Genomic DNA, 20,694 nt, shown 5'->3' with positions numbered 1-20,694 from the left:
GTAGCCGCCCCCGGAGCCGGTGGAGCCAGTTGGTGGGCCAGCCAGGTGGGGACGCCGCCGAGGAGGCGGAACAGGCGGCGGGCCTCCTCTCGTAGGCGGGATGCCTCCGGCTCGGTCTCGGTGTCGGCGAGGGAGGCCAGGGCGGGGGCCGTGCCGACCAGGTAGCCCAGCTCCTCGCGGATGCGGAGGGACTCGGTGAAACCGTGTCGTGCCTCGGCCAACTCGCCCTCCCGCAGGGCGAGTCCGGCCAGATGCCGCCAGGTGAAGGAGAGCAGCAGCGGGTCGGAGTGCGCGGCGGCGCCGGCGTGGGCCCGACGGTAGGCGGCGCGGGCCGCCTGGGGGGAGCGGGACAGGTTCTCGGCGAGCAGCCCGCGCCGGAAGTCCAGCAGGACCCGGCCCGGAGCGTTGGGCGGGATCAGCGCGGCGGCCCGGCCCAGCGCGGCCCGCGCCTCGTCGGCCCGGTCGCGCACCCCGTGCAGCGTGGCCGCGTAGGCGAGTTGCCCGCGCTCGCAGGCCGCCGCCCCCCGTTCCTCGTCGTCCTGCGCCAGCGCCTCGGCGGTGCGCAGCGCGTCCTCGGCCTCCGCCCAGCCCCGCTCGGTGTACAGGCACCGCTCGACCAGCAGCCCGGCCCGTTGCAGCGCGGCCGTCGCGGTGTCCGGCCGGAGCAGGGCCGCCGCGTCGGCCCAGCAGGCCCGCGAGCGCAACCGCCATACCGCGGTCTGGAGGGGATCGTCAGCGGCGGTCGTTCCGTTCCCATACATGGCGGAGTACGCCACGTTGCCCTCCCCGAGCGCGCCATCGAGCTATGAGTGGTGGCCGCATTCCAGCACCAATCGGAGGGCCGGGCCAAGGGGCTGGGTGAAAGTTTTCACAAAGTGGCGGGGCGAACCCCGCCCGTGACCGCCCCCGTGATCACGCTCGTTCAGCTCATGCGCAGCGCCAGGAAGAAGTCGAGCTTGTCCTCCAGCCGGGACAGATCACGCCCCGTCAACTGCTCGATCCGGCCGACCCGGTAGCGCAGCGTGTTGACGTGCAGGTGCAGCCGGGTGGCGCAGCGCGTCCAGGAACCGTCGCAGTCCAGGAAGGCCTCCAGCGTCGGGATCAGCTCGGCCCGGTGCCGGCGGTCGTAGTCGCGCAGCGGGTCCAGCAGGCGCGCGGTGAAGGCCCGGCGGACGTCGTCCGGGACGAACGGCAGCAGCAGGACGTGCGAGGCCAGCTCCTGGTGCCCGGCCGCGCACACCGGGCCCGGCCGCGCAGCCGCGACCCGCCGCGCGTGCCGCGCCTCCTCCAGCGCCCCGCGCAGCCCCTCCGCGGAGTGGACGGCCGCGCTGACGCCGAGCGTGAGCCGCCCGTCGTCGTCGAGCCCGGCCGACAGCGGCTCCCGTACGGACTCCAGGAGGGCGTCGGCGAGGATTCCCGCCTCCGAGCCGTCGTGCTCGGTGGAGACGGCCGGGAGGGGGACCAGGGCGACCGCCTCGTCGCCGGTGTGCGCGACGGCGATCCGGTCGGAGGGCTCGGGGCCGGTCGCCCGGGGGTCCACCAGGATCTCCTCCAGCAGCGCCTGGGCCACCGGCCCGCCCTCGATCTCCCCGCCCTCCCACTCGACGCGCGCGACGACCACCTGCCAGTGCGGGGCCGCGCCGAGGCCGGGCAGCAGCACCGGCGCCGCGACCCGCAGCCGGGCGGCGATCTCGGCGGGCGCCGCGCCCGTCTGCACCAGCTCCAGGACCTCCTGGGCGAGCCGCCGCCGGACCGTGCGCGCCGCGTCCCGCCGGTCCCGCTCGACCGCGATCAGCTGGGTGACGCCCTGCAGCAGGTCCAGCCGCTCCGCGGGCCAGTCCCCGGCGTCGGCCTCCACGGCCAGCAGCCAGTCCGACAGCACCGTCTCGCGCACGTCCCGGGCGGCCTGCGGGGACCGCCCGCTGCTGCGGATCGGGAAGAGGGAGTACACCGTCTGGCCGAGCGTCAGCCGGTGCGGCCCCCGGCGTCCGGTGCGCCCGGCGGCCAGGTGTTCGGAGGCGAGCCCGGCGCACACCTCGGCCGGCAGCGCCGGGCCCGCGCCCTTGGGGCCCGCGATGAGGCGCCCGGCCGGTGACAGCACCCAGGCGCGCAGGTCCAGGTCCGAGCCGAGCAGGTCCAGGACGACGTCCGGGCCGCCGCCCGCCGGGCCCGAGGTCATCATCCGGCGGTGCCGGTCCACCACGGCCGCGAGGTCGCCCGCGCGCTCGCCGGAGACCTGCCGCACGACATGCTCGGTGATCGTCGCGAACGCCACCGACTCGTGCACCGCGAACAGCGGCAGCCGGTGCCGCGCGCAGGCCACGACCAGGTCCTCCGGGATGTCCCCGAGCTCGGCCTCACCGGCGGCGAGCGCGGCGACCCCGGCCTGCACCAGGATCCGTACGAACGGCTCGGAGTCCGCGGTGTCCCGGCGCCAGGCCAGGCCGGTCAGCACCAGCTCACCGCCGGAGAGGTAGCGGCTGGGGTCCCGCAGGTCGGTGGTCATGACGCCGCGGACGGTACGGTCCAGCTCGTCCTCGCCGCCGAGCAGCCTGAGGCCCAGCGCATCGGTGTCCAGCAGTGCGCGCAGCCGCATCTCTTCGCCGCCGTTCCTGTGTCTAGAAAACTACGATGGATCTTGGGTGAGGCCCGCCGGTGGGGCCGGGCCGGCCGCGTCCGAGGCCTTTCGGGCCGGTACCCCTGTTTCCACGGCGAAACGAAGAGGTTACTGAGGGCCTCCGTTCATACGAATCTACAAGATGGAGGCTCTGGCCAGCCAACTCCTTCATGGTTTCGGTGACTGACCGCACCGGAGCACCGAGCGGTGTACTGAGTCCACTTGGCGTAGAACAGCACATGAACGAGCCGGGCCCGCCGCACCGGATTGGCTCGATCCGTACGACCCCCGATACGAGAAGAGAGCCGGTCATGGACTTCCTTCGCCCCGCCAGCTGGGAGGAGGCGCTCGCCGCGAAGGCCGAGCACCCCACCGCTGTGCCGATCGCGGGCGGCACCGATGTGATGGTCGAGATCAACTTCGACCACCGGCGGCCCGAGTACCTCCTCGACCTGGGCCGCATCGGCGAGCTCCACGAATGGGAGACCGGCGGGGACAGCGTGCGGCTGGGCGCCTCCGTGCCGTACACGCGGATCATGGAGAACCTCCGCGCCGAGCTGCCGGGCCTGGCCCTCGCCTCGCACACGGTCGCCTCCCCGCAGATCCGCAACCGCGGCGGCGTCGGCGGCAACCTCGGCACCGCCTCCCCGGCCGGGGACGCCCACCCCGCGCTGCTCGCGGCGGGCGCCGAGGTGGAGGCCGAGTCGGTGCGCGGCTCCCGCCGGATCCCGATCGACGCGTTCTACACCGGTGTGAAGCGCAACGCGCTCGCCGCCGACGAGCTCATCAGGGCCGTGCACATCAAGAAGGCCGACGGCCCGCAGCAGTTCTCGAAGGTCGGCACGCGCAACGCCATGGTCATCGCCGTGTGCGCCTTCGGCCTCGCCCTGCACCCCGAGACCCGCAGCGTCCGCACCGGCATCGGCTCGGCGGCGCCCACCCCCGTCCGGGCGAAGGCCGCCGAGGAGTTCCTGAACGCGGCGCTCGAGGAGGGCGGCTTCTGGGACAACGGAAAGATCATCACCCCGTCGGTCGCCAAACAATTCGCGGACCTGTGCTCCGGCGCCTGCAACCCGATCGACGACGTCCGGGGCACCGCGAGCTACCGCCGCCACGCGGTCGGCGTCATGGCCCGCCGCACGCTGACCTGGACCTGGGAGTCCTACCGCGGCGCCGGCCGCACCGCCTTCAGGAAGGGAGGCGCCGCGTAATGCGCGTCAACTTCACCGTCAACGGACGCCCGCAGGAAGCCGACGACGTGTGGGAGGGCGAGTCCCTGCTGTACGTGCTGCGCGAGCGCCTCGGCCTGCCCGGTTCGAAGAACGCCTGCGAGCAGGGCGAGTGCGGTTCGTGCACCGTGCGCCTGGACGGCGTGCCGGTGTGTTCCTGCCTGGTCGCCGCCGGCCAGGTCGAGGGCCGCGAGGTCGTCACGGTCGAGGGCCTGGCGGAGTACGCCCGGCAGCGATCCCGCGGCACGGGCGGCACCGGCACCGGCGAGGACGCCGGACTCGCCCCCGTCCAGCAGGCGTTCATCGACGCGGGCGCCGTCCAGTGCGGCTTCTGCACCCCGGGTCTGCTGGTCGCCGCCGACGAGATGCTCGAACGCAACCCGAACCCCTCCGACGCGGACATCCGCGAGGCCCTGTCGGGGAACCTGTGCCGCTGCACCGGCTACGAGAAGATCATGGACGCGGTGCGCCTCGCGGCCGCCCGCCGGTCCGAGGGGGTCTGAGCATGCCCAACGGCGCTCCCACCAAGATCACGCAGGGTACGCGGACCAAGGGCGGCATCGGCGAGTCCACGCTCCGCCCGGACGGCACCCTCAAGGTCACCGGCGAGTTCGCGTACTCGTCCGACATGTGGCACGAGGACATGCTCTGGGGCCAGATCCTGCGCTCCACGGTCGCCCACGCGGAGATCGTCTCCATCGACACCGGCGAGGCCCTCGCCACGCCGGGCGTCTACGCCGTCATGACGTACGACGACCTGCCGACCGACGTGCGGAACTACGGCCTGGAGGTCCAGGACACCCCCGTCCTCGCCCACGGCAAGGTCCGCCACCACGGTGAGCCGGTCGCCATCGTCGCCGCCGACCACCCCGAGACCGCCCGCCGCGCCGCCGCCAAGATCAAGGTGGACTACCGCGAGCTGCCGGTGATCACCGACGAGGCCTCCGCGACCGCCCCGGACGCGATCCTCGTCCACGAAGGCCGCACCGACCACCACATCGGCCACGTCCCGCACCCGAACATCCTCCACCGCCAGCCGATCGTCCGCGGCGACGCGGCGAAGGCCGCGGAGCGGGCCGACGTGATCGTCAAGGGCGAGTACTACTTCGGTATGCAGGACCAGGCCTTCCTCGGCCCCGAGTCCGGGCTCGCCGTGCCCGAGGAGGACGGCGGCGTCCACCTGTACATCGCCACCCAGTGGCTCCACTCCGACCTGCGCCAGATCGCACCCGTCCTCGGCCTGCCCGAGGAGAAGGTACGCATGACGCTGTCCGGCGTGGGCGGCGCGTTCGGCGGTCGCGAGGACCTGTCGATGCAGATCCACGCCTGCCTGCTGGCGCTGCGCACCGGCAAGCCGGTGAAGATCGTCTACAACCGGTTCGAGTCCTTCTTCGGGCACGTCCACCGCCATCCGGCCCGCCTGTACTACGAGCACGGCGCCACCAAGGACGGCAAGCTCACCCACGTCAAGTGCCGGATCGTCCTGGACGGCGGGGCGTACGCCTCCGCCTCCCCGGCCGTCGTCGGCAACGCCTCCTCCCTCGGCATCGGCCCGTACCAGGTCGACGACGTCGAGATCGAGGCCATCGCCCTCTACACCAACAACCCGCCCTGCGGCGCCATGCGCGGCTTCGGCGCGGTCCAGGCGTGCTTCGCCTACGAGGCGCAGATGGACAAGGTGGCGAAACGGCTCGGCCTGGACCCGGTGGAGTTCCGGCAGCTGAACGCCATGGAGCAGGGCACGATCATGCCGACCGGCCAGCCGGTCGACTCACCCGCCCCCGTCGCCGAACTCCTGCGCCGCGTCAAGGCGATGCCCATGCCGCCGGAGCGCCAGTGGGAGAGCAGCGAGGGCGCGGACGTACGGCAGCTGCCCGGCGGCCTGTCCAACACCACGCACGGCGAAGGCGTCGTACGCGGCGTCGGCTACGCGGTCGGCATCAAGAACGTCGGCTTCTCCGAGGGCTTCGACGACTACTCCACCGCCAGGGTGCGCATGGAGGTCGTGGGCGGCGAGCCCGTCGCCACCGTGCACACGGCCATGGCGGAGGTCGGCCAGGGCGGTGTCACCGTCCACGCGCAGATCGCCCGCACCGAGCTGGGCGTCGCCCAGGTGACCATCCAGCCGGCCGACACGCGGGTGGGCAGCGCCGGTTCCACCTCGGCCTCCCGGCAGACGTACGTCACCGGCGGCGCCGTGAAGAACGCCTGCGAGAAGGTCCGTGAGAAGGTGCTGGAGCTCGGGCGCCGCGCGTTCGGCTCCTACCACCCCGCCTGGGCCACCGCCGAACTGCTCCTGGAGGGCGGCAAGGTCGTCACCGACGCCGGCGAGGTCCTCGCCGACCTGGTGGACGTCCTCGGCGACCAGGCCGTGGAGGTCGAGGAGGAGTGGCGGCACCGGCCGACCGAGCCCTTCGACCTCCGCACCGGCCAGGGCAACGGGCACGTCCAGTACTCCTTCGCCGCGCACCGCGCCGTCGTCGAGGTCGACACCGAGCTCGGCCTGGTCAAGGTGGTCGAGCTGGCCTGCGCCCAGGACGTCGGCAAGGCGCTCAACCCGCTGTCGGTCCTCGGCCAGATCCAGGGCGGCACCACCCAGGGCCTGGGCATCGCGGTGATGGAGGAGATCATCGTCGACCCCAGCACGGCGAAGGTGCGCAACCCCTCCTTCACGGACTACCTGATCCCCACCATCCTCGACACCCCGACCATCCCGGTCGACGTCCTCGAACTCGCCGACGACCACGCCCCGTACGGGCTGCGCGGCGTCGGCGAGGCGCCCACGCTGTCGTCGACCCCGGCGGTCCTGGCGGCCATCCGCGACGCGACCGGGCTCGAACTCGACCGCACACCGGTACGTCCGGAGCACCTGACCGGCATGTGACCCTCCGGGGGGCGAGCCCGCCGGGCATGCGCCCGCCGATCCCGGACACCCTCTACACCACCGCCGCCGAGGAGAGCGACAGATGCTGGACATCGCCGAGGAGCTGAACCGGTGGCTCGGGCAGGGCCGTGACTTCGCCGTCGCCACCGTGGTGGCCGTCGGCGGCAGCGCCCCGCGCCGGCCCGGCGCGGCCCTCGCGGTGGACGCCGACGGCACGGCGATCGGCTCGGTCTCCGGCGGGTGTGTGGAGGGCGCCGTCTACGACCTGTGCCAACAGGCGCTCCGGGACGGCGAAACCGTCCTGGAGCGCTTCGGGTACAGCGACGACGACGCCTTCGCCGTCGGGCTGACCTGCGGCGGCGTCATCGACATCCTGGTCACCCCGGTCCGGGCCGCCGACCCCGCCCCGCCGGTGGCCGCCGCGCTGGCCGCCGCCGCGCGCGGGGAGGCGGCGGCACTCGCGCGGATCGTCTCCGGCCCGGCCGGACTGCCGGGCCGGGCGCTGCTGGTGCGTGCGGACGGCTCGTACGAGGGCGGCTTCGGCGCACACCCGGAGCTGGACCGCACGGTGGCGGGCGAGACCGCGGCCTTCCTGGACGCGGGCCGCACCGGCACCCTGGAGACCGGTGAACAGGGCTCCCGCTGCGGGGCGCCGCTGACGGTGCTGATCGAGTCCTCGGTCCCGCCGCCCCGGATGATCGTCTTCGGCGCGATCGACTTCGCCTCGGCGCTGGTCCGCGTCGGCAAGTTCCTGAATTTCCACGTGACGGTGTGCGACGCGCGGCCGGTCTTCGCGACGCCGGACCGCTTCCCCGACGCCGACGAGATCGTCGTCGACTGGCCCCACCGGTACCTGGAGCGGACGTCCGTGGACGCCCGTACGGTCCTGTGCGTGCTGACCCACGACGCCAAGTTCGACGTACCCCTGCTGAAGCTGGCGCTGCGCCTGCCGGTCGCCTACGTCGGCGCGATGGGCTCCCGCCGGACCCACCTGGACCGCAACGAGCGCCTGCGCGAAGTCGGTGTCACCGAGCTGGAACTGGCCCGCCTGCGCTCGCCCATCGGCCTCGACCTCGGCGCCCGCACGCCCGAGGAGACCGCCCTGTCCATCGCCGCGGAGATCGTCGCCCACCGCCGCGGCGGCAGCGGGGTCCCTCTGACCGGCGCGCACACTCCGATCCACCATGACACGGCACCGGCGCCGACGGGGCGGATCGGGTCGGTGGCCTGACGGCGGCCGACGATGAAGTGGTCGTCGCGGGGCCGCCGTTCGACGGTCGCGGGTGGTGCCGTCCCGGCCGTCACGGCGTGCGCAGCAACCCGTTGACGGCCCGTCCGAACACCGTGCGGGCGGCGGCGGCCAGAGGCCGGTCGAAGGCGGCGGGCAGCCACCGCACCCCCAACTCCTCCCGCCACAGCACCCGGGTACGGCCGCCGGGGCCCGGGTGTACCTCCAGTTCGGCCCAGCCGCGGACCACCCGGCCCCGCTTGACCAGGCGGCACAGGCCGGGTTCGCCGTCCTGGGGCGGGCGCCAGACCGTGACCTCCATGGGGTCGTCGAAGGCGAGGGGGCCGATCCCCGAACGGGCCACGACGAGCGTGCCCTGATGGGTCGGCGGGTCCGTGACCACGCTGACCCGGGTCAGCGGGACGGTGTCGGCGTGCCGGGACCACTCCGTGAGCCGGCGCCACGCCTCGTCGATGGGGAGCGGTGCCGTGCGCTGGAGGAGGAAGGTGACCACGCGACGATCGTAGGGAAGCGGGCCGGGTGCGCGGGAGACGGGCCGCCGGTTCACGCGGACGGCGCAATGCCCGAACCCCGGTGGGGCTACGGCCGGTAGACCTCTCCGGGCTCGGCCTTCCCGGGGGCGAGGAGCTGCGGCACGGTCACGAACACGTACCCGCGCTCCTTCAGCGCGTCGATGATCCCGGGCACGGCCGGAACGGTCCCCCGGTAGATGTCGTGCAGCAGGATGATCCCGTCCCGGGACGCCTGCGCGAGGACGCGCTTGGTGATCAGCGCGGAGTCGGTGGTCGTGTAGTCCTTCGCGGTCACGCTCCACAGCACCTCGGCGAGCCCCAGCTCGCGGCTGATCCGGTGCACGGTCGCGTCGGTCCGGCCCTGCGGCGGGCGCATCAGCGTGGGCCGGTGCCCGGTCAGGCGCTCTATCGCCTTGTTCGGCCGCTCCAGTTCCTCGCGTATCTGCCCGTCCGATATCCGGGTCAGGATCTTGTGGTCCCAGGTGTGGCTGGCGACCTCGTGGCCCTCGGCCGCCATCCGCTTCACCAGCTCCGGGTACTTCTCGATGTGCCGCTTGCCGAGCAGGAAGAAGGTCGCCGGGACCTTCTTCTCCTCGAGGATGTCGAGCAGCCGGGCGGAGTTCTCGCTGGGCCCGGCGTCGAAGGTGAGCGCGATGCACTTGGCCTGACGGCAGTCGACGGTCCCGAACCGGGCCGGGGCACCCGCCGCGGCCTGGGCGCGGGCGGCGGCCGGGGCGGTGGTGTCGACGTCCGCGCAGCCGGTCAGGGCCAGACAGGCGGCGGCCATAAACGTCGCGGTGACGCGGAACCGGGACGCGCGTCTTCTCATCTTCTCGGTCGAAAGAGGCATGCGCGGACTATACACGCAGTGTATAGATCACGTGTTCGAATACCGTGATTCCGGGCGACTGCGGCCACCATGGAGGGAGAGAACCGAGCCCCGCCGGAGAGGAAGACCCATGCGCTTCCGGGACCGCGCGCAGGCCGGCCGGGAACTGGCCGCGCGGCTGCGCACCATGCAGGAGCAGGGCACCCTGCCCGACCCCGTCGTCCTGGCCCTGCCCCGCGGCGGCGTCGCGGTGGCCGAGGAGGTCGCGCGGGCACTGGACGCCCCCCTCGACGTGCTCGTCGTACGCAAGATCGGCGCCCCCTTCCACGAGGAGTTCGGCGTCGGCGCGATCGCCGGGGACGATCCGCCGCTCCTCGACCAGGCGACCGTGCACCGGCTGGGCCTGAGCGAACAGACGCTCGCCCAGGTGGTGGAGCGCGAACGCGCCGAACTGCACCGCCGCGAACGCCGCTACCGGCAGGGCCGCCCGCCGCCCGACCTCGCGGGACGCACCGTGATCGTCGTGGACGACGGACTGGCCACCGGCTCCACCGCCCGCGCCGCGCTGCGCCACGTCCGGCGCCGGTCGCCCGCCCGCCTCGTGCTGGCCGTACCCGTCGGCGCCCCCGACTCGCTCGACCGGATGCGCGACGAGGCCGACGACGTGGTCTGCGTGCACCGGCCGGCCTTCTTCACCGCCGTCGGCCAGTGGTACGAGGACTTCGAGCAGATGACCGACGCGGACGTGCTCGACGCGCTGCACGCGCAGCACTGACCGCGCGCGGCGCGCACACGCGCGCCCTGCCGACCGCCATCACACCGACCCGTCAAGACTCTGCGCGCACCAGTGGTCCCGGAGAGTCATCGCGAGTAATGTCGCAAGACATGGCAGGCACGGGGGAGCGAGCCGTCGAATTCGACTTACGCACACCACACTGGATCGCCCGCATCCATGACGCGGAGGGGCACGTCGTCGGTGCCGGGGTGCTGCTGAGCCCCGACTGGGTGCTCACCTGTGCCCATGTCGTCGAACCGGGCCGGCCCTACGTCGTCCACTTCGTCGGGGCGGCCACCGGCACCGTCCCGTCCGTGGCCGCCACCGTCGGCGAACCGGAGTGGATCCCGCAGGAGGTGGACGCCTTCGGCGACAGCGCCGGAGACCTCGCCCTGCTGCGCCTCGCCGAACCCAGACCCGCCAAGGACGCCACCCGGCTGTTCCGCCTCGCCACCTCCCGGCAGGGGGTGCGGATGTACGGCTTTCCGGTGGGCGACGACGCCGGCCGGTGGCACGGCGCCGCCGTGGTCGGCGGCCGGGGCCGGGACAGCCAGGTCCAACTGCGCCCCGACACCCCGGGAGAACTGGCCAGCCCCGGATTCAGCGGCGCAGGCGTCGTCGACCTCGCCACCGGCCGGCTCATCGGCATCGTGCTCAGCGTCGACGAGGGGCACGCCTCCCTCTTCACGTACATGAGCCCCGCCGAGACCATCCTGCGCCACCTTCCGCAGGTCGCCGCCTGGACGGACGGCCAGTCCGCCGTCGACCCCAAGCTCCGCCCGAGGCAGGCCCCCGGCGAACTCGACGTGGAGTTCGCCACCGAACTGGCGGGCTGGTTTCGCGGCGAGGGCTGGCCGGTGCTGGTCACCGTGGTCCCGGCCCGCGGCCGACGGGCCTGGACACTGGGCCGGGCCGTCACGCTGGCCGACCGCGAACTGCGCACCCGGGACAACACCAGCCGGTTCTCCGGCGACCCGCCCGACACCGTCCCCCCGGCCGGCAGCCACGACCTCGCCCTGGTCGTCAAGGGCATGACGGTCGCCCAGGTCACGGAGCGGATCGCCGACCGGCTCGGCGTCCCGAGGGACCCCCTGGGCGGCCTGCCGGAGCGGATCGCCGAACTGCGCACGCCGCTCACCGCCGTCCTGGTGGGCGTCGACGAGGCGGCCGAACCCGTCCGGCTGCTCGGCCTGCTCGACCTGCTCGCCCAGCAGCAGGCGCGCCTGCTGCTGGTGTTCCGCAGCCCCGGGGGACTCGCGGAACAGGCCGAGGAAACCCTGGTACGGGAACCGTCGCGGGCCCGCTGGAGCCGGCTGCGGTCGGACCTCAAACGGATCGTCGACCGGCTCGGCCCCGGCCTCCACCAGCGCCTCGCCGAGGTGCTGCCCGCCCCGGACCCCGGCACCGAGAAGCTGATCGCCCGGGCCGAGGACGGCTACCGGCGCACCGTCGTCCTGCTCGAACAGGTGGCCGCCCGCCCGGCCCCCGGACCGCGGCCCGCCGGCGACCTGTTCGTCTACGAAGCGGCGGCCGAGCGGCGCGAACAGCGCCTGCGGCAGTCGGCCGACCACCTCGACGAGCGCATCAGGGACCGCGACGGACTGCTCGGCCTGCTCCTCGGCGTCCGGTCCCTGTGGCTGCAGCGGTCCGGCCCGCGGGACCGCGACCATGACCTGAAGGCGCACCGGCTCTACGAGATCGCCGCCCGCCTCCTTCGCCAGCGGCCCTGCGACCTCCAGAAGGCCCGGGAGGCCGTCAATGAGTTCGTCGCGTTCGTCTCGGACCCACCGGGCGAGCGCGAAGGTCCCGCGGACGACGAGGACGGCCCGGACTCCGGTGGCGGCGAGACCGGCCCGGCCGGCGCACCTCCGTCCCCCGCCGGGGACGATCCGGGCGACTGCGACACCGCCCACGGCCCGGCCGCCGACGGTGACCCCGGCGACGGGGCCCCGGGGAGCCCAGGCGGCCGCGGCAGGCGCCGCGGATTCCGCCGCTCACCCGGGGAGGGGGCGTGATGGTGGCGTGTGGCCGGGGGAGTCCGGGGGGCCGTGGCGGGCGTCGTGGCTTCGGAGGTTCGTCTGGGGAGGGGGCGTGATGGCGCCGTGTGACCGGCCCGGCTGTGCGGGGCATGTCCTGGCCACCGGATACTGCGACACCTGCGGCCACCGCGCCGCTACCTGGAGGGAGGAGCCCACGCCCCGGCCCCCCGTCAAGGACCCTCCGAGCGCCGAGGCGGAACGCGGTGCCGAACCGCCCGCCGTGCTCGCGGTGCCCGGTGTCGGGGGCCTCGACCAGCACGGACTGGTCGTCCTGCCCGAGGTCCCGGTCCCGGACACCGACGACCTCGTCGAGGACCCCCGACCGCCCACCGGAGGCCGCCGCTGCGGCGCGGGCGGCTGCGACATGGTGATCGGCGTCGGCTACGGCGGCCAGCAGCCCCGGGCCACCGGCCGCTGCCCGCGCTGCGGCACCGCCTACTCCTTCCTGCCCGAACTGCGCCGGGACGACGTGGTCGCCGACCACTACCGCATCCTCGGCTGCCTCGCCCACGGCGGCCTCGGCTGGGTCTACCTCGCCGAGGACACCCGCGCACAGGGCCACCGCGTGGTCCTCAAGGGGCTGATCAACGTCCACGACGCCCTCGCCCGCCGCAACGCCGTCGAGGAACAGCGCTCGCTCACCGAGCTGCACCACCCCGACATCGTCCGCATCATCACCTACGCCGAACACCAGGCCCCCGGCCGGTCGCCCACCGGGTACCTGGTCATGGACTACATCGGCGGCCGCTCCCTGCAACGGCTCTTCGACGCCGAGGACGTCACCCACCTCTTCCAGGGCCGCCCCCGCCTCGACCACGTCCTGACCTACGGGTGCAAGATCCTCGGCGCCCTGCAGTACATGCACGAACGGGGGCTGCTTTACTGCGACATGAAGCCCGCCAACGTCATCCACTTCGGGCGGGACGTCAAGGTCATCGACCTCGGCGCGGTCCGCGCCATCGGCGACCGCGACTCGGCCTACGTGTACACGGCCACCTACGCCCCGCCCCAGACGGAGGTCGGGCAGCGCGGCTGGCACGTCGACAGCGACCTCTACACGGTCGGCATGACCCTGCGGGCGCTGGCCCGGACCGCCGAACCCGCCCCCGGGCTCGCCCCCGACACCTTCCGGCTGATCACCGAGCGGGCCACCCATCGCGAGCCCCGGGCCCGGTTCCGCTCGGCGGCCGAGATGTCCCGCCAACTGTGGGAGGCACTACGGGAGTTCCGCTCGCTGAACTTCGGCGAACAGCTGCCCGAGAGCTCCACCCGGTTCTCGCCCACCGACGCAGCGCTCGACGCGGGCCTCGGCGCGATCCCCTCGCTCGGCCACTGGACGGACCGCCCCGACGGCACCCCGCGCGAGCTGTCCTTCGCCGCGCCGCCCGCCGCCGAGGTGGCCGGCGCCCTGCCGCAGCCCGTCCCCGACCCCGAGGACGGCGCCGCCCTGCTGCTGGACACGTTCCCGCCGGAGGCGCCGGACCGGGTCGCCGCGCAGTACCGCCGCGAGTCCCGGCTGGGCACCGCCGAGACCGCGCTGTGGCTGTGCCGCGCCTACCTCCGCGGCGGACGGCAGGACCAGGCCGAGAAGTGGCTCGCCGAGGCCGAGACCCAACTCGGGCAGGCGGACGCCCCCTACGACTGGCGCATCGCCTGGCACCGCGGCGTCCTGCACCTGAGCACGGCGGACGTGCGCCGCGCCGGCGACTGCTTCGACGCGGTGTTCCGGGCGCTGCCCGGCGAGTACGTCCCCAAGCTGGCCCTCGGCTACTGCGCGGAGCGACACGCCGAGGCCCGGGCGGCCCAGGGCGAGGAACCGCGCCGGCAGGCCCAGACCGACCGGGCGATGAAGTTCTACGAAGCCGTGTGGAAACGGGACTTCGCCCACGCCCCCGCCGCCTTCGGACTCGCCCGCGGCCACCTGGCCTCCGGCCGGCGCGACAAGGCCGTACTGGTCCTCGACGACGTCCCCTCCACCTCCCGGCACTACGACGCGGCCCGGATCGCCGCCGTACGCGTCCGCACCGGCACCCTGTGCGGCCGGCCGCCGTCCGTGGCCGACCTCACGGACGCCGTCCGGCGGCTGCCCCTGCTCCGGCTGGACGGCGGCGAGAGCGACGGCGCGTCCCGGGCCCGGCTGGTCGCGGAGATACGGGAGAACGTCCTCGGCTGCTGGCCGGCGCAGGGCTGGGGACCGGAGTTCCCGGGCGGCACGCTGCTGGGGTCCGGCACCGAGGAGGCGCTCCGGGAACTCCTCGAGCAGTCGCTGCGGCAACTGGCCGGACAGGGGCGCACCGCCGACGAACACGGCCGGCTGCTGGACCTGGCCAACACCGTCCGTCCGATGACCAAGTTCTGAGAGAACGTGGATGAACAGGCGCCAAGGGGGAGCTGACGCGATGAGCGAGGCCGGGGCCATCGAGGTCACACTGAAAGTGGGCCAGAACAAGTACCTGTCCGCCGAGCCGGCGTCCGGCGGCCCGCCGCGGCGGGCGGAGATGCACGCCATCCTCGAGGTCGGGGTCAGGAACACCGGCGACCGCCCCCCGCCGGGACGGCGGCGCGGCGCCGGCGCGGGGCTCGCCGAAGTGCTGATCATCGACACCTCCAAGTCGATGCTCCACCCCGAGACCAAACTGCACGCCGCCAAGGACGCCACCGCCGCCGCCCTCCGGATGCTCCCCGACGGCACCGCGTTCGCCGTGCTGTCCGGACGCTTCGACGCGACCGTGGTCCACCCCGGCCCCGGCAGCGAGGTGATGGCCGTCGCCGACCCGCAGGAGCGGGACGCCGCCGAGTTCGCGGTACGGATGCTGGACGCGGACGGCGGTACGGCCATCGGGAACTGGCTCAACCACGCCCGGCGGCTCCTCGACGGGCAGGACGCGCCCATCCGGCACGTCCTGCTGCTCACCGACGGACGCAACGAGCACGACGAACGGGCCGCCACGCGGCTGGAGAACGCCCTCGACGCCTGCGAGGGAAAGTTCATCTGCGACGCCTGGGGCATCGGCGACGGCTGGGACGCCGAGGTCCTGCTGAGCATCGCCCGACGGCTGCACGGACGCGCGGACGCGGTCCGCGACGAGTCCGCACTGCGCGCCGCGTACGAGGAGTTGATGAGCGGACTGCTCGGCACCGCGCTCCCCGAGGTGCGCATCCGGCTCCTCCCCACCCAGGGCACCGTGATCCGGCAGGTAAAACAGGTCGTGCCGAGCGAACAGGAACTCCTCGCCACCACCGCCGAACCGGGCGCGCGCGGCACCGAGTACGTCACCCGGGGCTGGGCCGACGAGGTCCGGCACTACCAGGTCGTCCTCACCGCCGACCCGTCCGGCCGGGAATACGGCGAGGACCTCCAACTGGCCGCCGTGGAACTGCTCGTACCCGACACCGGCCACCCCGTACGGCTGCCCGACCCGCAACCGATCCTGGTCCACTGGACCGACGACCCCGACGACGTCTCCCGGCAGCACCCCGCCGTGGAGCGCCACCAGATGTACCAGCGCTCCTACGAGGCCGTCGCGGAGGCCTACCGGGCCTGGCTGCGCGGCGCGGACGGCCGGGCGCAGGCCGGCACCGAACTCGCCCGTGCCCTGTCGCTCGCGGACCGGCTCGGCGACGCCCGGCTGCGGCAGGACCTGCTGCGCGTCACCGACCGGGACGCCACACCCCCGCACCAGGTCCACGTCCGCGACGGCCTCAAGGACGTCGACTGGCAGCACCTGATCCTCTCCAGCGCCCTGACCACCCCCCAGCCGCCCGCCGCCCCCGAGCGGGCCCCCGCGGCATCCGGCGACCCGGGACCGGGCGGTGGCGGCGGCGAACTGGTCCAGTGCCCGCACTGCCAGTGGCTCGGCCCGGCCGGCTCCCGCTACTGCGGCGGCGACTGCGGAAGACCGCTGGAGGAGTCGGCATGAGCGCGGTGACCCGGCCCCGCGACACCGTCGGACACCCCGCACCGGCCCTGCTGTCCCGCCTCCTCGACCGGCTCACCGGCCGGTGGGACGGCAGCGCCGGCAGCACCACCGCCCGCGAGCTGACCCTGCGCCGCCGACTGCTGCTCGGCCTCAGCGCCGCACTCACCCTCGCCCTCTTCCTCTCCTACGAGGGGGTGCACGGGGACGCGGACCCGCTGCGCACCTCCAGCGCGCCGGCCGTCCTCGCCATCGACACCGCGCAGCACGCGCTGGAGACGGCGGAGGCGGAGGCGACCTCGGCCACGCCTTCCACCAGCGAGTTCCAGACGCAGATCTCGGTCGCCGCGCAGAGCCTCGCCGTGACCGCCGCCGACGACGTGGGCGGCGCGTCGGGCCGCCAGGCCCTGCAGACGGTGGCCGGACTGATCACCGTGTACACCGGCATGGTCCAGAAGGGACTGCGCGAGCAGGACTTCCCCGAACTCAGCGAGGCCTACCGCCTCTACGCCACCAGCATCCTGGACGACCCGGACGCGGGGATCATGCCGAGGCTGAAGGAACTGCAGGAACAGCACCAGGGCATGGTCAGGAGCCAGACCGCCTTCGGCCCGACGCTGTGGCTGGGCTGGAGCGTGGCCCTGCTGCTGGCGCTCGCCCTGGCCGCGGCCCTGCTGGAGACACAGCTCTTCCTGCGCCGGCGGTTCCGGCGTAAATACAGCCGGCCCCTGCTGGCCGCCGGGGCCCTGCTGGCGGCCGGATGCGTCACCGTGGCGCTGTTCACCCTGTGGACGCACCACGGCATGGCACAGGCGCGCGACCGGCTCGACGGGACGCCGCCCGACATTCCCGAGGCGGGCCGTCAGGTCGCCGCCCACCTGGCGAACACCGGCTTCCGCGCGGCGGCGGCGGTGTGGATCCTGATCGGAGGGGTCGTGCTCATGGCACTGGCCGACGCGGGCCTGCGACGACACATCGACGACTACCGGTTCACACCCCGGTGAGCGCCCCCGACAACGGGAGCGCGGCGGCCGTACCCGCCCGCCGGCACCGGCCGTCCCGCCGGGCCGTCCGCACCGTCATCGCCGTGGCGAGCAGCCTGGCCCTGCTGGCGACGGCCGTGATCGTGGGCGTACGCCACTTCGGCCGGGAGCCGACCGTCCATCTGCTGGCCAACTGGACGGGCGGCGAGGCCGAGCGGTTCAAGGAGACCGTGCTCGCCCCCTTCGAGAAGGACGAACACATCCACGTCGACTACCAGGGCAGCTCCGCGGAGAGCCAGGTGCTCAGCGCCGACGTCGAGGCGGGCACCCCGCCCGACGTGGTGGTGCTCACCGGCCCCGGCGAACTCGCCTCCTACGTCGGACGGCACAAGCTGCAGCGCGTCGACCGGCTGATCCCGAAGGGCGCCTTCAGCACGTCCTGGCCCACCGCGTTCACCGGCGGCGGCTACTGGTTCCCGCTGAAGGCCGACATCAAGAGCATCGTCTGGTACCCCGACGGGATGACCGAGCGGCAGCGCGCCGCCGCCGCCAAACGGCCGCGCGAGTGGTGCCTGGGGATGGGCGCCGGCGCGACCAGCGGCTGGCCCGGCACCGACTGGATCGAGGACCTTCTCCTGCAGCGGTCCGGCTGGAAGGCCTACCAGGACTGGGCCCGTGGCGACCTCGCCTGGACCTCCCCCTCCGTGCAGGACGCCTGGACGGCCTGGAAGCGCATGGTCGACGCCGGCGACCCGGACCTCGTCCGCCGCGCCCTGACCACCCACTACCAGGACGCGTCCGCGCTGGTCGCCGAGAAGCCGCGGCAGTGCAGCCTGGAACACCAGGGCTCCTTCGTCAGCAGCAAGCAGGCCTGGAAGGAGGCGGACGCCCGCTACCAGGCGTCCGCTCCGCTGCTCGGCGGCGAGGCCGGCTCCGGCACCTGGGAGGTCTCCGGCGACCTGGTCGCCCTGCTGCACGCCACCCCGCAGGCCAAGAAGCTGATCCGCTACCTGGCCTCCGCCGAGGCGCAGCGGAAGTGGAGCAAGGAGGAGGCCGGCTTCTCCGTCAACACCGGTGTGAAGGCGGACGACTACCAGGGCCCGCAGGCCCAGGAGCTCGCCACCACACTGCTCGACGGGCAGGCCGTGCACTGCTTCGACGCCTCCGACGCCATGCCCCCCTCGGTACGCGACGCCTTCACCCAGGCCACCATCGACTTCCTCGCCCAGCCGGACCGGCTGCAGTCCCTGCTGGAGAACCTGGACGCGCTCAGGGACGACGGCAATCTGACCTGGCTGTCATCGGTCTGCGACCGAGACTCGGACTGAGGGGAGACCGTCGACGGGCTCGTGGCCGGCCCCGGTTCCGTGCGCGTCCGGCACGGGCGGGCGCTGGTGACGGTTCCACAGCCGGTTCGCCGCGAAGCCTGCCCCACCTCGACCGGGACCGGGTGATGGATCTGCCGCTGGCGTTCCCCGACGCGGGCGCGGGCGCCCGCTGACGGCCGGGCCGGTCCCCCGGCCTATCGTCGAGCCATGACACAGCAGCCCCCCGTGCCCGACTGCGCCTTCTGCCGGATCGCCGCCGGCGCCGAACCGGCCCGGACGGTCGCCGGTACCGCCGACACCCTGACCTTCCTGCCGCTCAGGCCGGTCCACCCCGGGCATGTCCTCGTGGTGCCCCGGCGCCATGTCAGGGACATCTGGGACCTCGACCGGGAGACGGCGGCGGCGGTGGGGGCGGCGGTGCTCCGGGCGGCGCACGCGGTGCGGGCCGTCCACCGCCCCGGCGGGCTGAACGTCATCCAGTCGTCCGGCGCCGTGGCCACGCAGACGGTGCCCCATCTGCACGTCCACGTGGTGCCGCGCTTCGACGGCGACCGGATGCCCCATCTGTGGCCCGTGGACGGCGAGGAGGACCCGGCCGTGCTCGACGACTCGGCGCGACGGCTGCGTGACGCGCTCACACCACGAACAGCAGAGCGAACATCTGGGCGAGGGTGAGGCCCCCGTAGAAGCAGGCGATGGTGGGGGACGCCGCCGCCTTCAGCGCACCCGCCCGCTCCCGATCCGCTGCCACGTTCATGGCGAAGGGCTCGACGGTCGCCTCCGGCCGGCGCACCCGGTCGTACAGGCGGCGGAACAGCCTCTCCTGGTAGAGGAAGTAGCCGTCGAGCAGCCAGAAGGCCACGATGGGCACCAGGCCCACCAGCGCGACGGACCGCGTGCCGTTGCCGACGGCGAACGCCAGCAGCGCGCCGGTGACCGTCAGCGACCAGCCCTTTATCAGAAACGAGTTGTTGCCCATCCGGGCCACCACCATCTGGATCAGCTCCAGATGCTTGATCCGGCCGTCGTCCAGTCCGGAGCCGTTCCCAGCCGACATCGGTTCCCCCCAAAGCCGTTGTTCCGCGTCGAGATCTTCTTGACCCCCTCGTTCCGCTCGAAACCCGCCTCCAGGCAGAGTAGTTCGTCCCCGTGAGAGTCGCGGACCGAACGTGTCCGCAACGGGCGTTAGCGTGCGGTCATGACGAAGCGCAGCGCCCTCACGACGACGAGTGCCCCCGTGCTCTGCCCTCGCGCCCTGGGCCGGGCCACCCTCGACCGGCAACTGCTGCTGCGCCGGTCGGCGCTGTCGGCCGGGGCCGCCGTCGAGCATCTTCTCGGGCTGCAGGCGCAGAACGTCAAACCGCCGTACTACGCGCTCGCCGCCCGGCTGGACCGGTTCGTCCCGGAGGATCTCTCGCGTCTCATGGCCGACCGCGCGGCCGTCCGGATCGTGACCATGCGCTCGACCATCCACACGCACACGGCGGAGGACTGCCTCACGCTGCGCCCGCTGGTCCAGCCCGCCCGGGACCGCGAGCTGAACGCTTTCCGCGACGGGCTCACCGGCGTCGACCTGGACCGGCTGGCCGCGCTCGCCCGCGAGCTGGTGGAGGCGGAGCCGCGCACGATGACGCAGCTGCGTCAGGCCCTGTCCGCCCGGTGGCCGCAGGCCGACCCGCGGGCGCTGGCCCTCGCCGCCCGGTGCAGGCTGCCGCTCGTCCAGGTCACCCCGCGCGGGCTGTGGGGCCGCAGCGGCCAGGTCGCCCTGACCACCGCCGAGCACTGGCTCGGCCGCCCGGCCGAACCCGCGCCGACGCCGGACGCCGTCGTACTGCGTTACCTCGCCGCCTTCGGCCCGGCATCCGTGCGGGACATGCAGACCTGGGCGGGCCTGACGAGGCTGCGGGCGGCCTTCGAACGCCTGAGCCCACGGCTCGTCACCTTCCGGGACGGCAACGGCGTCGAACTCTTCGACCTCCCCGACGCGCCCCGCCCCGACCCGGACACCCCGGCCCCGCCCCGCTTCCTGCCCGAGTTCGACAACCTGCTCCTCTCGCACGCCGACCGCACCCGCGTCGTACCCCCCGAGTACCGGGGCCGCGGCTGGCGGGGCAACCAGGCCCACCGCACCCTCCTCGTCGACGGCTTCCTGGCGGGGGTGTGGAAGCGGGAGGGTGAGGCGCTGGTCGTCGAGCCCTTCGGCCGGCTGACCGGGACTCAGCGGGAGGAAGTGGAGGCGGAGGGACGGCGGATGCTCGAGACGATGCACGCCGGGACGTCGTACGACATCCGGTTCGGCACCGTCGTACGGTCATGAGGCCGTCGGCCCCGG

General features: G+C 73.7%; 17 protein-coding genes. 12 read left to right on the top strand and 5 right to left on the bottom strand.

Annotated elements, in window-relative coordinates; translation table 11 throughout:
- Positions 1-761, bottom strand: a 761-nt coding sequence (locus ACZ7L0_RS02990) for a hypothetical protein (protein ID WP_471240972.1), incomplete at its 3' end; no start/stop codon positions are given.
- 161 nt (positions 762-922) lie between these two features.
- On the bottom strand, positions 923-2,596 hold the full coding sequence (locus ACZ7L0_RS02985) for a PucR family transcriptional regulator (protein ID WP_471240617.1): 1,674 nt from the start codon (positions 2,594-2,596) through the stop codon (positions 923-925).
- A gap of 332 nt (positions 2,597-2,928) precedes the next feature.
- On the opposite strand from ACZ7L0_RS02985, the gene ACZ7L0_RS02980 reads away from it, so the two are divergent.
- The 4 genes from ACZ7L0_RS02980 (at position 2,929) to ACZ7L0_RS02965 (ending at position 7,961) form a co-directional block, all read left to right on the top strand.
- The gene (locus tag ACZ7L0_RS02980) at positions 2,929-3,828 is read left to right on the top strand and encodes an FAD binding domain-containing protein (RefSeq protein WP_471240616.1); all 900 of its coding nucleotides are present in this window, start codon (positions 2,929-2,931) and stop codon (positions 3,826-3,828) included.
- Complete coding sequence (locus tag ACZ7L0_RS02975; protein WP_471240615.1) at positions 3,828-4,349, top strand: (2Fe-2S)-binding protein; 522 nt, start codon at positions 3,828-3,830, stop codon at positions 4,347-4,349. Before ACZ7L0_RS02980 ends, ACZ7L0_RS02975 begins: the two co-directional genes overlap by 1 nt.
- A 2-nt stretch (positions 4,350-4,351) precedes the next feature.
- On the top strand, positions 4,352-6,730 hold the full coding sequence (locus tag ACZ7L0_RS02970; protein WP_471240614.1) for a xanthine dehydrogenase family protein molybdopterin-binding subunit: 2,379 nt from the start codon (positions 4,352-4,354) through the stop codon (positions 6,728-6,730).
- A gap of 82 nt (positions 6,731-6,812) precedes the next feature.
- The gene (locus ACZ7L0_RS02965) at positions 6,813-7,961 is read left to right on the top strand and encodes an XdhC family protein (protein WP_471240613.1); all 1,149 of its coding nucleotides are present in this window, start codon (positions 6,813-6,815) and stop codon (positions 7,959-7,961) included.
- 70 nt (positions 7,962-8,031) lie between these two features.
- On the opposite strand, the gene ACZ7L0_RS02960 is transcribed toward ACZ7L0_RS02965, so the two are convergent.
- Together ACZ7L0_RS02960 and ACZ7L0_RS02955 are read right to left on the bottom strand one after the other, a co-directional pair.
- Positions 8,032-8,472 carry an SRPBCC family protein gene (locus ACZ7L0_RS02960; protein WP_471240612.1) on the bottom strand — a complete coding sequence of 147 codons (441 nt, stop codon included), beginning with the start codon at positions 8,470-8,472 and terminating at the stop codon, positions 8,032-8,034.
- Between the two features lie 86 nt (positions 8,473-8,558).
- Positions 8,559-9,341, bottom strand: a complete 783-nt coding sequence (locus ACZ7L0_RS02955; RefSeq protein WP_471240611.1) for a polysaccharide deacetylase family protein — start codon at positions 9,339-9,341, stop codon at positions 8,559-8,561.
- A gap of 109 nt (positions 9,342-9,450) precedes the next feature.
- On the opposite strand from ACZ7L0_RS02955, the gene ACZ7L0_RS02950 reads away from it, so the two are divergent.
- The 7 genes from ACZ7L0_RS02950 (at position 9,451) to ACZ7L0_RS02920 (ending at position 19,037) form a co-directional block, all read left to right on the top strand.
- Positions 9,451-10,095: a phosphoribosyltransferase gene (locus ACZ7L0_RS02950; RefSeq protein ID WP_471240610.1), complete on the top strand. Its 645-nt coding sequence runs from the start codon at positions 9,451-9,453 to the stop codon at positions 10,093-10,095.
- Between the two features lie 110 nt (positions 10,096-10,205).
- Positions 10,206-12,110, top strand: coding sequence for a S1 family peptidase (locus ACZ7L0_RS02945; RefSeq protein ID WP_471240609.1), 1,905 nt, complete (start codon positions 10,206-10,208; stop codon positions 12,108-12,110).
- Between the two features lie 79 nt (positions 12,111-12,189).
- A complete protein-coding gene (locus ACZ7L0_RS02940; RefSeq protein ID WP_471240608.1) occupies positions 12,190-14,493 on the top strand; it encodes a serine/threonine protein kinase in 2,304 nt (767 codons plus the stop codon).
- Between the two features lie 40 nt (positions 14,494-14,533).
- Positions 14,534-16,054 (top strand): VWA domain-containing protein, encoded by a 1,521-nt coding sequence (locus tag ACZ7L0_RS02935; RefSeq protein ID WP_471240607.1) that lies wholly within the window; start codon positions 14,534-14,536, stop codon positions 16,052-16,054.
- Complete coding sequence (locus tag ACZ7L0_RS02930) at positions 16,051-17,055, top strand: hypothetical protein (RefSeq protein WP_471240606.1); 1,005 nt, start codon at positions 16,051-16,053, stop codon at positions 17,053-17,055. Before ACZ7L0_RS02935 ends, ACZ7L0_RS02930 begins: the two co-directional genes overlap by 4 nt.
- The gene (locus tag ACZ7L0_RS02925) at positions 17,052-18,362 is read left to right on the top strand and encodes an extracellular solute-binding protein (protein WP_471240605.1); all 1,311 of its coding nucleotides are present in this window, start codon (positions 17,052-17,054) and stop codon (positions 18,360-18,362) included. Before ACZ7L0_RS02930 ends, ACZ7L0_RS02925 begins: the two co-directional genes overlap by 4 nt.
- A 207-nt stretch (positions 18,363-18,569) precedes the next feature.
- Positions 18,570-19,037: an HIT family protein gene (locus ACZ7L0_RS02920; RefSeq protein WP_471240604.1), complete on the top strand. Its 468-nt coding sequence runs from the start codon at positions 18,570-18,572 to the stop codon at positions 19,035-19,037.
- Here ACZ7L0_RS02920 and ACZ7L0_RS02915 read toward each other — a convergent pair.
- Positions 18,997-19,419 carry a hypothetical protein gene (locus ACZ7L0_RS02915; RefSeq protein WP_471240603.1) on the bottom strand — a complete coding sequence of 141 codons (423 nt, stop codon included), beginning with the start codon at positions 19,417-19,419 and terminating at the stop codon, positions 18,997-18,999. The genes ACZ7L0_RS02920 and ACZ7L0_RS02915 overlap by 41 nt on opposite strands.
- Positions 19,420-19,560: 141 nt before the next feature.
- Between ACZ7L0_RS02915 and ACZ7L0_RS02910 the strand changes: the two genes are divergently transcribed.
- Positions 19,561-20,679, top strand: coding sequence for a winged helix DNA-binding domain-containing protein (locus ACZ7L0_RS02910; protein ID WP_471240602.1), 1,119 nt, complete (start codon positions 19,561-19,563; stop codon positions 20,677-20,679).
- Positions 20,680-20,694 lie beyond the last annotated feature (15 nt).

Source organism: Streptomyces sp. NPDC039424 (assembly GCF_055639495.1).
The sequence above is the reverse complement of the archived record's forward strand: the minus strand, read 5'-3'. Positions and strand labels throughout refer to the sequence as shown.